A 13,547-nucleotide genomic window follows, 5' to 3' on the forward strand; every position below is an offset into this window, starting at 1 on the left:
GATAATGTAACTCGCTTTTAACAGGGCAATGGAACACCCGCCCAGAGCATAACCAAACCAGGCAGTAAGTGAGAGAACAATGTCAAACAAACCCTTTCATTATCAGGCTCCTTTCCCACTCAAAAAAGATGATACCGAGTACTACCTGCTGACCAGCGAACACGTTAGCGTATCTGAATTTGAAGGGCAGGAGATTTTGAAAGTCGCGCCAGAAGCGTTAACTTTGTTGGCGCGTCAGGCGTTTCATGATGCGTCATTTATGCTGCGTCCAGCTCACCAGCAGCAAGTGGCCGATATTCTGCGCGACCCGGAAGCCAGCGAAAACGACAAATATGTGGCGCTGCAATTCCTGCGCAACTCCGACATCGCCGCAAAAGGCGTTCTGCCAACCTGCCAGGATACCGGCACCGCGATAATCGTCGGTAAAAAAGGGCAGCGTGTATGGACCGGTGGTGGTGATGAAGCGGCGCTGGCGCGCGGTGTCTATAACACCTATATCGAAGATAACCTGCGCTACTCGCAAAACGCACCGCTGGATATGTATAAAGAGGTGAATACTGGCACCAACCTGCCAGCGCAGATCGATCTTTATGCTGTTGATGGCGACGAGTATAAATTCCTCTGTATCGCCAAAGGTGGCGGTTCAGCAAACAAGACGTATCTCTATCAGGAAACCAAAGCGTTACTGACGCCAGGGAAACTGAAAAATTATCTGGTTGAGAAAATGCGTACGCTGGGCACGGCGGCGTGTCCTCCGTATCACATTGCCTTTGTGATCGGTGGTACATCTGCGGAAACTAACCTTAAAACAGTAAAACTGGCTTCCGCTAAATACTATGACGAGCTGCCAACGGAAGGGAATGAGCACGGTCAGGCGTTCCGTGATGTGGAGCTGGAAAAAGAGTTGCTGATTGAAGCGCAAAATCTTGGTCTGGGGGCGCAGTTTGGCGGTAAATATTTTGCCCATGATATCCGCGTGATTCGTCTGCCACGCCACGGCGCATCCTGTCCGGTTGGTATGGGCGTTTCCTGTTCTGCTGACCGTAATATCAAAGCGAAAATCAATCGTCAGGGGATCTGGATCGAAAAACTGGAACATAATCCAGGCAAATATATCCCGGAAGAATTGCGTAAAGCAGGGGAAGGCGAAGCGGTGCGCGTTGACCTTAATCGTCCGATGAAAGAGATCCTCGCACAGTTGTCGCAGTATCCCGTTTCTACCCGCTTGTCGCTGAACGGCACGATTATTGTTGGTCGTGATATTGCCCACGCCAAACTGAAAGAGCGCATGGACAACGGCGAAGGGTTACCGCAATACATCAAAGATCACCCGATTTACTATGCTGGTCCGGCAAAAACGCCAGAAGGTTATGCCTCCGGCTCTCTTGGCCCAACGACCGCCGGACGGATGGATTCTTACGTCGATCAACTGCAAGCGCAGGGCGGCAGTATGATCATGCTGGCGAAGGGTAATCGCAGTCAACAGGTGACCGATGCTTGTAAAAAACATGGTGGCTTTTACCTTGGCAGTATCGGCGGCCCGGCAGCAGTGCTGGCGCAGGGCAGTATTAAGAGCCTGGAATGTGTTGAATATCCGGAACTGGGTATGGAAGCTATCTGGAAAATTGAAGTGGAAGATTTCCCGGCATTTATCCTTGTTGATGATAAAGGGAATGACTTCTTCCAGCAGATTCAACTCACGCAGTGTACCCGCTGCGTGAAATAAGCGGGCGGATAAGGCGTTCACGCCGTATCCGGCATGAACAAAGCGTATTTTGCAAACAATCTGAGCCGCCCTTTACTTCGGGGGCGGCTTTTTTACATGGCACGAAAGACCAAACATTTGTTACCAAATAGTAAATAATGAGTGAGCTAAAAGTTGCTTAACGAAAGCAAAACAGAAAGAAAAAATTAATCAGGTGAGGAGCAGGCCATGAATACAGTACGCAGCGAAAAAGATTCGATGGGTGCGATCGATGTCCCGGCAGATAAGCTGTGGGGCGCACAAACTCAACGCTCGCTGGAGCATTTCCGTATTTCCACGGAGAAAATGCCCACCTCACTGATTCATGCGCTGGCGCTGACTAAGCGTGCAGCGGCAAAAGTTAACGAAGATTTAGGTTTACTCTCTGAAGAGAAAGCGAGTGCTATCCGTCAGGCAGCGGATGAAGTGCTGGCGGGACAGCATGACGATGAATTTCCGCTGGCTATCTGGCAGACGGGTTCCGGCACGCAAAGCAACATGAATATGAACGAAGTGCTGGCCAATCGGGCGAGCGAACTGCTCGGTGGCGTGCGCGGAATGGAACGTAAAATTCACCCTAACGACGACGTGAACAAAAGCCAAAGTTCAAATGATGTCTTTCCGACAGCAATGCACGTTGCGGCGCTGCTGGCGCTACGCAAGCAACTCATCCCGCAGCTTAAAACACTGACACAAACGCTGAATGAGAAATCGCGCGCATTTGCCGATATCGTCAAAATTGGTCGTACCCACTTGCAGGACGCCACGCCGCTGACACTGGGCCAGGAGATTTCCGGCTGGGTAGCGATGCTGGAGCATAATCTCAAACATATTGAATACAGCCTGCCGCATGTGGCGGAACTGGCGCTGGGCGGTACAGCGGTAGGGACGGGGCTGAATACCCATCCGGAATATGCCCGTCGCGTAGCGGATGAGCTTTCGGTAATTACCTGTGCGCCGTTTGTTACTGCTCCGAACAAATTTGAAGCACTGGCGACCTGCGATGCACTGGTTCAGGCTCATGGCGCGTTGAAAGGGCTGGCGGCGTCACTGATGAAAATTGCGAACGATGTCCGCTGGCTGGCTTCAGGCCCTCGCTGTGGCATTGGCGAAATCTCAATTCCGGAAAACGAGCCGGGCAGCTCAATCATGCCAGGGAAAGTGAACCCAACGCAGTGTGAAGCGTTAACCATGCTTTGCTGTCAGGTGATGGGAAACGACGTGGCGATCAACATCGGTGGCGCTTCCGGTAATTTCGAACTGAACGTCTTCCGCCCGATGGTGATCCACAATTTCCTGCAATCGGTGCGCTTACTGGCGGATGGCATGGAAAGTTTTAACAAACATTGTGCAGTGGGAATTGAGCCGAATCGTGAGCGAATCAATCAATTGCTCAATGAGTCGCTAATGCTGGTGACTGCGCTCAACACCCACATTGGCTATGACAAAGCCGCTGAGATCGCTAAAAAAGCACACAAAGAAGGGCTGACTTTAAAAGCCGCAGCCCTTGCGTTGGGGTATCTTAACGAAGCCGAGTTTGATAGTTGGGTACGACCAGAACAGATGGTCGGCAGTATGAAAGTCGGGCGTTAATCTGCAACATACAGGTGCAGCCGTGGAATGATTAAGCGAAGCGGCTGCGCCTGGGGTTTGTAACGGTGCTGCACATTGTCGGCATCATAATTTAGCAGCTCGCCAACGTCCGGCACACCAGCACCATTATCCCGATTAACCAACGCGATAAGCGGCGTAGGGCAGGCATGTTGTACCTGTTTTTGATCTCCCTTATACCAGACACGGGCAATTGGCTGCACCTTCACCGGACGTTTGATTTTTAATTTCGCATCCTGCGGCAGGGCGGCGATATCCTGATACTCACGCTCCAGTTTTCCTTGCCACTCCTCGCGCGTCCACGGCGCGACGCTGCGTGGTGATTTCAGGCTTTTTTCCAGTTGAGCCAGTACTTCATCACGATGCAAATTCTTAATGATATGCTTATTCGCCCAGCCAAAACGTAAAGTGGCAGGATCGTGAAGAACAGTGAGCGTGCGGTAAGCGTTAAGGGTAATCAGTCCCGGCAAATGACGATGTACCCATTCAAAACGCGCCGCCGTGGGGAGTTCTGACTCAACCGTGACGATATGTTCAAAAGTGGTTTTGAGTTGATTGATGCGCTGAATATGACTTGCCAGCGCCGCTTGTGAAAGATTATCGACCTGATAACACAACACGCCAGGCAGACGAACAGCGGCCTTGCTGCTGCGGTTTTCGGACTGTTGCTGAATAAACAAATGGCGGAAATGACGTAGTGCCAGCGCCTGCGCCTCTTTGCCGAGATGTTGCTTAACTTCAATGCAATTCAGCGGATTATGCTCATCCGCTTTTTTGACTTCCGGTAAAGAGAACACGCGGGCAACCAGCAACTTGTGCTGCTCAAGCTCAGCGGCAAACGCGGCCAGTTCTTGCTCCATCTGACGAAAGGTAGTATTGAGTCGGTCAACGAGATCGTAACGAGCCATAAAATCACCACTTTAGTTACAACATACTTATTATATAACACAATGGCGGTAACTTGACCACCGTGCGCGTAGTGTCAGGCAGAGGTAAATTGCGGGATGTTATGCCATAACGGCCAGCTAAACGAGAAGCGGGCACCACCCAGTTCGCTGGAGTCACAGTTAACCGTGCCGCCCATTGCCAGTGCAATAGAGTGGACAATCGCCAGTCCCAACCCACAACCGCCGGTTGAACGGTCACGGCTAGGATCGAGACGCACAAAGGGTTCAAAGACATGCTCGCGATCCTGTGGGGCTATTCCTGGCCCATCATCTTCGACAATTAATGTCGCTCTGTTTCCTGCCAGTAGCAGGCTGGTTTCTACGGTTGAATGGCAGTAGCGCAGGGCGTTATTGATCAAGTTATCCAACACGCGCGCCATTAAGCGCATATCCAGCGCCGCATAATGACCTTGCATGAGCGTTTTTATCCGTACCGTTTTGTCGGGGTTAACAGCCTGGATATCGGCCAGATGTGTTGACAGCCATAACGGTAGGTCTGGCTCGCTAAGATGCAACTCATTTTGCGGGCGGTCTAATCGGGCATAGGTCAGCAGTTCTTCGATCAAGGCTTCCAGTTGGCTGATATCACGATTCAGAGCCTGAGACTCTGTTTCACTCAGGTTATCGCTCATCTCCAGCCGATAACGCAGGCGCACTAACGGCGTTCGCAGTTCGTGAGCAATCCCGTCGATAAGCTGTTTTTTGCTGGCAATTAATGCATTGATATTGTCCGCCATCTGGTTAAATGCTACGCCCAGTCGTTCAAAGCTCGAACCATCATCAAAGTGAATGCGTTCATTGAGATGGCCATCGCCAAATCGTTGCGCCGCTGCTTCCAGTTTTAACATGTCCTGCCAGTGCGGACGCATCCAGATAAACACTGGAAAGGCGAGAGAGATGGCAATAAAGGCAATCAGCGCGATATCCAACAAACGCATTTGATGGAGGTAATAGAGATAAGGAACGGGACCGACGGCCAGCACGTAGTGGCTGCGTGGGATGCGTTGCAAAAAAGTGTACTGATCATCCAGAGCAACAATCTCACCGCCACGCAGTCGGTGCATGGAAATTTCATCGAGATGATACTTACTCAAGGGTTCGACGCGCAGATCGAAAGAGAGATTTAAATCCATCTCCTTCAGCGTTTTTCCCCAGTCGTGCGGGGGGATCTCCCGCAACTCGCTACGCATCAGGTACAGCGAACTGTTCATCAAATCATCCAGCGACTGTTTGCCCGCGCGTTCGGCGGTAAATTTGTACACCAGTCCAACCAGCAGGGACATCACCAGAAAGCAGACAAACAGTAAAAGATAAAACTGGATAAACAGTTTTTTCATCGCTTACTCCCATGCATGGGGCGCAAAAAGATAGCCTTTGTTACGCACAGTTTTAATACGATACGGTTCAGCAGCGTTATCGAGCAGTTTTTTTCTTAACCGCGAAATAGCCACGTCCACGCTACGATCCAGACCGTCATAACTGACGCCGCGTAAATTTCGCAACAACGCATCGCGATCCATAATTTGCCCCGCATGAGTGGCTAATTCCCAGAGCAGTTCGAAATCGGCGGTAGAGAGTGAAATCTCAGTGTTAGCAAGGGTGACTACGCGGTTAATAGGGTCGATGGTCAACGTGCCGAAATGCAATGCTTTGTAGGGCGTCAGAGGCGTTTCCTGAATGCCTTTGGTCAGCGTCGCTTGCTCATTCTGACGCAAATGTAAACGTAGCCGAGCCAGCAGAACCGCAGGAGGAGTCGTTTTGAGAATATAGTCGCAGGCACCCATTTCCAGCGCCAGAATGTGGTTCATATCACTGTCGAGGGAGGTCAGCAGAACGATTGGTCCGGACCACTTAGAACCTAAATCGCGACAGATAGTCATGCCGTCTTTGCCTGGTAGCATGATATCGAGTAGCACCAGATCCGGATTTTCCCGCAGGATCGTTTCTTCTGCATGGTCGCCGCGAGGTTCTATGGTTACCTGCATATCATGTTTCGCCAGGTATGCGGCAATCAGTGAACCAACTTCTGCGTCATCTTCCACAAATACGATAGTGTTCATATTATTCACGGTAGATATAAAAACGTCACAATACACTGCACCGTTTTTACTTACTATCAATCGTTTCTAAACAAGTTTGCATCAGGTATTCTACTAAGGACTTGTTATGGAAGTGTTAAGGTAAAAAGATGGGGCTGGTAATCAAAGCCGCGCTTGGTGCGCTGGTGGTGGTGTTGATTGGTGTATTAGCAAAAACGAAAAATTACTACATAGCCGGGCTGATCCCGCTTTTCCCAACCTTTGCGCTCATCGCGCATTATATTGTTGCCAGCGAACGCGGCATTGAAGCCTTACGCGCAACCATCATTTTCAGTATGTGGTCGATCATTCCTTATTTTATTTATCTGGCGTCGCTGTGGTATTTCACTGGAATCATGCGCTTGCCCGCGGCTTTTGTAGGTTCTGTGGTGTGCTGGGGACTAAGCGCATGGGTGCTGATTATTTGCTGGATGAAACTGCATTAACGCAGATGTCGACCTCCATCAAGCGGGAAACTGCGCCCGGTAACAAAGCAACTGGTGAGCAAGTAATCGACCAGATCGATCACCTCTTTCTCGCCAGGCGCGGTTTTCATCAGCGATTTATTCAGCGCCTGTTGGCGATATTCAGCATCATCATGTTCATTAAACAGGATCAGCGACGGTGCAATAGAATTTACTTTCACTTCCGGTGCCAGCTTGCGGGCAAATGAGCGGGTCATATTATCCAGGGCTGCTTTGCTTGCTGCATAGGCGATATGGTTGTCGCTGCCTCGTTCCACCACATAATCGGTGAAGTGAATAATATCGCTGGCGGCGTGCCCGTGACCACGCAGTAATCTTTCCAGAGCGTGGTTAAGAAGGTATGGGGTATTAACGTGGATTTGCATCATGCAGGCCAGCACGTCAGCCAGTGGCGTACCTGGTTTTTCTGCCATCCACGCGCTGGCATTGTGCAAAATGGCACGCAGGCCGTGGGTGCTTTTTAATACTTTATCGGCAAACGCCATCACGCCATCATTCGTCGAAAAATCAGCCTGAATACACTGTGCTCCCGCCTGAATCAGGCTATCAATGGCAGGATAGTGCGTCCGATAGCTGACAATCACCGGTTGCTTTTGATTAATGAAATGCCAGGCGAGGGCGAGGCCGATGCGACGGCCTCCGCCAGTGATTAATATTGGCAAGGGCTGGGTATTACCCATCGTTATCTCCTTTGCTATCCAACGATGGGACGAACGTTATCCCACCAGCATCCAGGTCGCCGGAACTGCGGCAATTAACAGCATGCCAATCAGTACCATTTCCTGACGATTCAGAACATTATCATGTGTATGCGTTTTACGCGCGTACAGGAATACCAGCAACCCCGGCGCATACAGAACGACGGACAACAACAGGTGCATTGGACCAGAGGCGTACAATAACCATAAGCCATAAATGCAGGCACCGACACCTACCGCTTTATGCAGCGGGCGGGTTGCGATTTTCAGCAAGAACGCGCCAACAAGGAAATAGGGCACCAGAATCATTTCTGAGGCAATGGTTAGCAACGTGTTGTAATCGGAACCGGTCAGCCAGATTAGCACCAGACAAATTTGCACGCAGATGTTGGTCAGCCACAGCGAGGCGGATGGCGCAGCCTGTGCGTTCTGGCGGGCAAAAATGCGCGGGAATGCTTTATGGGTCGCTGCCAGGAAGGGGACTTCTGCCGCCATAATGGTCCAACTTAAATATGCGCCACAAACGGAAACGATCAATCCGGCAGCGATGATAATCTCGCCCCACGGCCCCATCATTTTCACCATCAGGCCCGCCATAGACGGGTTACGAATTTCCGCCAGTTCAGGACGCGCAACCACGCCCAGCGAAAGCAGAGTGACCAGTAAATAAACGCCCAGCGCGGAAAGTACCGCCAGGAGTGTCGCTTTGCCGACATCATGTTTATTACGCGCACGCGCAGAAACCACCACCGCACCTTCCACACCAATGAATACCCACAGGGTGATCAGCATGGTGTTTTTCACCTGTTCCCACACCGGTACACCAAGTGCAAGGCCAGAGAAGTCGAGTCTGAAGGTGTCCAGTTTGAACATCATCAGCGCCAGTACAATAAACAGTCCCAATGGCAACAATTTTGCCAGCGTTGCCACCAGGTTAATGCTGGCAGCGGTCTGTACACCGCGCAGGATCAAAAAGTGAACAATCCACAAAAGTGCGGATGCACCGACGATCGATTGCCAGGTGTTGCCATCGCCAAACAGGCGCAGTTCCGGCGTATCGGTGAAGAAACTCAATGCAGAAAAGACGATCACCAGATAGGAGACGTTAGCGATAACCGCGCACAGCCAATATCCCCATGCGGAGCAGAAACCAATGAGTTCGCCAAAACCTTCACGAGCATAGGTAAAGATGCCGCCGTCAAGATCGGGACGAATGCGTGTCAGGATCAGCATGGCAAAGGCGAGTAATAAAATGCCAGCGCCAGTAATGCCCCAACCGATGAGCAGTGCTGCCGGGCTGGCAACCGCAGCCATATTTTGTGGCAGACTGAAAACACCTGCGCCCAGCATTGAGCTTAATACCAGCGCGGTGAGTGCGCTCAGTCCCAGTTTCTTTTCCATCGATATCCAGTGTTTAAAAGGTGTTCAAAAGAATAAATATTAGGGCAGGACGCATAAAAATGGTGTTTGCCACTGAAGCGCGGGATTTTACGAAGAGATGTGTCTGCATGCAATGGTCACGGGGAAATTTGTGACTAAAAATGCTAAAGGCGGCATAAAGCCGCCTCATTGGGATACTGAATAGTTATTTATACAGGTCTGCGCTGATGGTCAGATTATTACCACGTTCCTGCCACTGGCGGGTGATGTGGTAATACTTCGCACCTTTCTTCGCGGCACGTTTAGCAACCTGGTAGGAGACTTCGGTCATGTTACCGTAGTTACCTGAGAACTTAATGCTGTCGAACGGCACCATCATCGCTGCGGTTGCCTTGTTCAGTTCTTCGACTTTAGTGCCGTCAGGAAGCGTGACAGTGTAACGTCCGCCTTTTGAGGACTGAGTTTCGAAGAAACGACCAACTTCGGAACTGGGTGATGCGGTAGTGGCAACACCCGGGATTTCAACTTTCTTCGCGGCTTCGCCACCGGCAGCCAGGGCTGCACGTCCGGCTTCGGAGTCTGCCGGGATCACATCCGGGCTTTGGACTACACGTTTCTTAGCATCTTTTTTATAGATGAACGCTGTAATGCGTTGGTTACCGCCCTGGTTGGCATCGATTTGGCGAACGATGTAGAAAGAGTATGCGCCTTTTGCTTTCGCCGCTTTGGTGATGGCGTCATTCACTTCCGGTTGGCTACGGTAGAAGCCCTGGACGGTGACAGTGTCAAACGGCTCAATCAGAACGGCCTGGTCTTTTGGCAGTTCAACCACACCGTTAATCACGCGATTTTTTTCGGTTTCTGCTTTTTCAGCATCAGACTTATAGAGATCGGCAACCACTCGCCAGTTACCGCTGTTACCGAAATCTGACGTGTCGACAACATAAAAGGAGGCTGCACCTTCTTTATCAGCACGACGGGAAACGGCTTTCACCGCCTCGCCAATGGCATTGAAACGTCCGGTAACCACTACACGATCAAAAGGTTTAACCGCTGCCGCTTGCTCCGGTGTCAGTTCTGTTGCTGCGTTAACGGAGAATGCCGTAGCAGAAAGCAGTGCCGACGCCAGGAGGGTGTTCTTAAGCTTCATAAAAATAATCCTTCGCCTTGCGCAAACCAGGTACTGGTATTGTTATTAACGAGAAACGTGGCTGATTATTGCATTTAAACGGTGTAACTGTCTGCGTGATTTTTCATATCAGACTTCCTGATTTGATTTTAAACCTGCTCGAATAATCATCTGTGATTAAAAAGTAACCGTGGCGACATACAACGGCTGAAACGGCTGAATTGTATAAGTTAATTTAATGTTAAGTGACAGTTTGCACCGGGGTGATCTCATGTTTTACCTGGCTATCGGAGACAATTATCGCCCTTTATCCGTTGTTCTATGGTGTTTATCTCACTATCAAGGCTGAATCGTTAATATTTTTCGAGTTAACGCCGAAATAGTGATTTTTGGCGCTAGATCGCAAGCATTATTTTCAGTACGTTATAGGGCGTTTGTTACTAATTTATTTTAACGGAGTAACATTTAGCTCGTATATGAGCGGCTTGTGTGGTTCCTGACACAGGCAAACCATCATCAATAAAACCGATGGAAGGGAATATCATGCGAATTGGAATACCAAGAGAACGGTTAACCAATGAAACCCGTGTTGCAGCAACGCCCAAAACAGTGGAGCAGTTGCTGAAACTGGGTTTTACCGTCGCGGTAGAGAGCGGCGCGGGTCAACTGGCAAGTTTTGACGATAAAGCGTTTGTGCAAGCGGGCGCTGAAATAGTAGAAGGGAATAACGTCTGGCAGTCAGATATCATTCTGAAGGTCAATGCGCCGTTAGATGATGAAATTGCGTTACTGAATCCAGGAACAACGCTGGTGAGTTTTATCTGGCCTGCGCTGAATCCGGAGCTAATGCAAAAGCTTGCGGAACGTAACGTCACCGTGATGGCGATGGACTCCGTACCGCGTATCTCACGCGCGCAATCACTGGACGCGTTAAGTTCGATGGCGAACATCGCCGGCTATCGCGCCATTGTTGAGGCGGCGCATGAGTTTGGGCGTTTCTTTACCGGGCAAATCACCGCGGCAGGTAAAGTGCCTCCGGCAAAAGTGATGGTGATTGGTGCGGGTGTTGCGGGTCTCGCGGCCATTGGTGCGGCAAACAGTCTCGGTGCGATTGTGCGTGCGTTTGATACCCGCCCGGAAGTGAAAGAACAAGTTCAAAGTATGGGCGCGGAATTCCTCGAACTGGATTTCAAAGAGGAAGCAGGCAGCGGCGATGGCTATGCCAAAGTGATGTCGGAAGCGTTCATCAAGGCAGAAATGGAACTCTTTGCTGCGCAGGCAAAAGAGGTCGATATCATTGTGACCACCGCGCTTATTCCAGGTAAACCGGCACCGAAACTGATTACCCGCGAAATGGTTGACTCCATGAAGTCGGGCAGTGTGATTGTCGATCTGGCCGCACAAAACGGCGGTAACTGTGAATACACCGTGCCGGGTGAAATCTTCACTACGGAAAATGGCGTCAAAGTGATTGGTTATACCGATCTTCCGGGGCGTCTGCCAACACAATCCTCACAGCTTTACGGCACCAACCTTGTCAATCTGCTGAAGCTGTTGTGCAAGGAGAAAGACGGCAACATTACTGTTGATTTTGATGATGTAGTGATTCGCGGCGTGACCGTGATTCGTGCTGGCGAAATTACCTGGCCGGCACCGCCGATTCAGGTTTCAGCCCAGCCACAGGTGACACAGAAAGCCGCACCGGAAGTCAAAGCTGAGGAAAAATGCACCTGTTCACCGTGGCGTAAATACGCCCTGATGGCGTTGGCAATCATCCTCTTCGGTTGGCTGGCAAATGTTGCACCAAAAGAGTTCCTCGGGCATTTCACCGTGTTCGCGCTGGCGTGCGTTGTGGGCTATTACGTGGTGTGGAATGTATCGCACGCGCTACATACGCCGCTGATGTCGGTCACCAACGCGATTTCAGGGATTATTGTTGTCGGAGCACTGTTGCAGATTGGCCAGGGCGGCTGGGTTAGCTTCCTTAGTTTTATCGCGGTGCTTATAGCCAGCATTAATATTTTCGGTGGCTTCACCGTGACTCAGCGTATGCTGAAAATGTTCCGCAAAAACTAAGGGGTAACATATGTCTGGAGGATTAGTTACAGCTGCATACATTGTTGCCGCGATCCTGTTTATCTTCAGCCTGGCCGGGCTTTCGAAACATGAAACCTCTCGCCAGGGTAACAACTTCGGTATCGCCGGGATGGCGATTGCGTTAATCGCTACTATTTTGGGGCCGGATACTGGCAATGTTGGTTGGATCTTGCTGGCGATGGTCATCGGTGGCGCAATTGGTATCCGCCTGGCGAAGAAGGTCGAAATGACTGAAATGCCGGAACTGGTGGCGATCCTGCATAGTTTTGTGGGGCTGGCGGCGGTGCTGGTTGGTTTTAATAGCTATCTGCATCACGATGCGGATATGGCTCCGATTCTGGCCAACATTCACCTGACGGAAGTATTCCTCGGTATCTTCATTGGTGCGGTGACCTTCACCGGCTCGGTCGTGGCATTCGGTAAGTTGTGCGGCAAAATTTCGTCTAAACCGCTGATGCTGCCAAACCGTCACAAAATGAATCTGGCTGCTCTGGTCGTTTCCTTCCTGCTGCTGATTGTGTTTGTCCGCACCGAAAGCGTTGGCCTGCAAGTTCTGGCATTGCTGATAATGACCGCCATTGCACTGGTCTTCGGCTGGCATTTAGTGGCTTCCATCGGTGGCGCAGATATGCCAGTGGTGGTGTCGATGCTGAACTCTTACTCTGGTTGGGCGGCAGCGGCCGCGGGCTTTATGCTCAGCAACGACTTGCTGATTGTGACCGGTGCGCTGGTCGGTTCTTCGGGGGCAATCCTTTCTTACATCATGTGTAAGGCGATGAACCGTTCCTTTATCAGCGTCATTGCGGGTGGTTTCGGCACCGATGGTTCCTCTACCGGCGACGATCAGGAAGTGGGTGAACATCGCGAAATTACGGCGGAAGAGACGGCGGAATTGCTGAAAAATTCGCATTCAGTGATCATCACCCCAGGTTACGGCATGGCAGTCGCGCAGGCGCAATATCCGGTGGCAGAAATCACCGAGAAACTGCGTGCCCGCGGTATCAACGTGCGTTTCGGTATTCACCCGGTTGCGGGGCGTTTGCCTGGGCATATGAACGTATTGCTGGCAGAAGCGAAAGTGCCGTATGACATCGTGCTGGAAATGGACGAGATCAACGATGACTTTGCTGATACCGATACCGTGCTGGTAATTGGTGCGAACGATACGGTTAACCCGGCGGCGCAGGACGATCCGAAAAGCCCAATTGCCGGAATGCCGGTACTGGAAGTGTGGAAAGCGCAGAACGTGATTGTCTTTAAACGTTCGATGAACACCGGCTATGCTGGTGTGCAAAACCCGCTGTTTTTCAAGGAAAACACCCACATGCTGTTTGGTGACGCCAAAGCCAGCGTGGATGCGATTCTGAAAGCACTGTAA

11 protein-coding genes are annotated in these 13,547 nt (G+C 50.8%); 5 read left to right on the forward strand and 6 right to left on the reverse strand.

The window, feature by feature from the left end; genetic code table 11:
* Positions 1-79 precede the first annotated feature (79 nt).
* Together fumB and fumC are read left to right on the forward strand one after the other, a co-directional pair.
* Positions 80-1,726 (forward strand): class I fumarate hydratase, encoded by a 1,647-nt coding sequence (gene fumB / locus A1SC_RS17470; protein ID WP_000066639.1) that lies wholly within the window; start codon positions 80-82, stop codon positions 1,724-1,726.
* Positions 1,727-1,933: 207 nt separating this feature from the next.
* Complete coding sequence (fumC, locus tag A1SC_RS17465; RefSeq protein WP_001516348.1) at positions 1,934-3,337, forward strand: class II fumarate hydratase; 1,404 nt, start codon at positions 1,934-1,936, stop codon at positions 3,335-3,337.
* Here the strand turns inward: fumC and tus are convergent.
* The 3 genes from tus to rstA all read right to left on the reverse strand — a co-directional run bounded on the left by tus (position 3,334) and on the right by rstA (position 6,362).
* Complete coding sequence (gene tus, locus A1SC_RS17460; protein WP_000135173.1) at positions 3,334-4,263, reverse strand: DNA replication terminus site-binding protein; 930 nt, start codon at positions 4,261-4,263, stop codon at positions 3,334-3,336. The two genes, fumC and tus, sit on opposite strands and share 4 nt — an antisense overlap.
* A 74-nt stretch (positions 4,264-4,337) precedes the next feature.
* Positions 4,338-5,639 (reverse strand): two-component system sensor histidine kinase RstB, encoded by a 1,302-nt coding sequence (rstB, locus tag A1SC_RS17455; protein WP_000732531.1) that lies wholly within the window; start codon positions 5,637-5,639, stop codon positions 4,338-4,340.
* Positions 5,640-5,642: 3 nt separating this feature from the next.
* Positions 5,643-6,362, reverse strand: coding sequence for a two-component system response regulator RstA (gene rstA / locus A1SC_RS17450; protein WP_001092496.1), 720 nt, complete (start codon positions 6,360-6,362; stop codon positions 5,643-5,645).
* Between the two features lie 128 nt (positions 6,363-6,490).
* On the opposite strand from rstA, the gene A1SC_RS17445 reads away from it, so the two are divergent.
* Positions 6,491-6,826 (forward strand): GlpM family protein, encoded by a 336-nt coding sequence (locus A1SC_RS17445; RefSeq protein ID WP_000524883.1) that lies wholly within the window; start codon positions 6,491-6,493, stop codon positions 6,824-6,826.
* On the opposite strand, the gene folM is transcribed toward A1SC_RS17445, so the two are convergent.
* From folM to ydgH, 3 genes are all read right to left on the reverse strand, one after another.
* Positions 6,823-7,545, reverse strand: a complete 723-nt coding sequence (gene folM, locus A1SC_RS17440) for a dihydromonapterin reductase (RefSeq protein WP_000528572.1) — start codon at positions 7,543-7,545, stop codon at positions 6,823-6,825. The two genes, A1SC_RS17445 and folM, sit on opposite strands and share 4 nt — an antisense overlap.
* A gap of 36 nt (positions 7,546-7,581) precedes the next feature.
* A complete protein-coding gene (locus A1SC_RS17435; protein WP_000412361.1) occupies positions 7,582-8,964 on the reverse strand; it encodes an amino acid permease in 1,383 nt (460 codons plus the stop codon).
* 184 nt (positions 8,965-9,148) lie between these two features.
* Complete coding sequence (gene ydgH, locus A1SC_RS17430) at positions 9,149-10,093, reverse strand: DUF1471 family protein YdgH (protein ID WP_001516349.1); 945 nt, start codon at positions 10,091-10,093, stop codon at positions 9,149-9,151.
* A 522-nt stretch (positions 10,094-10,615) separates the two neighbouring features.
* On the opposite strand from ydgH, the gene pntA reads away from it, so the two are divergent.
* Both pntA and pntB read left to right on the forward strand, forming a co-directional pair.
* Positions 10,616-12,148 carry a Re/Si-specific NAD(P)(+) transhydrogenase subunit alpha gene (gene pntA, locus A1SC_RS17425; RefSeq protein ID WP_016261998.1) on the forward strand — a complete coding sequence of 511 codons (1,533 nt, stop codon included), beginning with the start codon at positions 10,616-10,618 and terminating at the stop codon, positions 12,146-12,148.
* Between the two features lie 10 nt (positions 12,149-12,158).
* Positions 12,159-13,547 (forward strand): Re/Si-specific NAD(P)(+) transhydrogenase subunit beta, encoded by a 1,389-nt coding sequence (gene pntB / locus A1SC_RS17420; protein WP_000014047.1) that lies wholly within the window; start codon positions 12,159-12,161, stop codon positions 13,545-13,547.

The organism is Escherichia sp. KTE52 (assembly GCF_000408325.1).
Taxonomy (GTDB): domain Bacteria; phylum Pseudomonadota; class Gammaproteobacteria; order Enterobacterales; family Enterobacteriaceae; genus Escherichia; species Escherichia marmotae.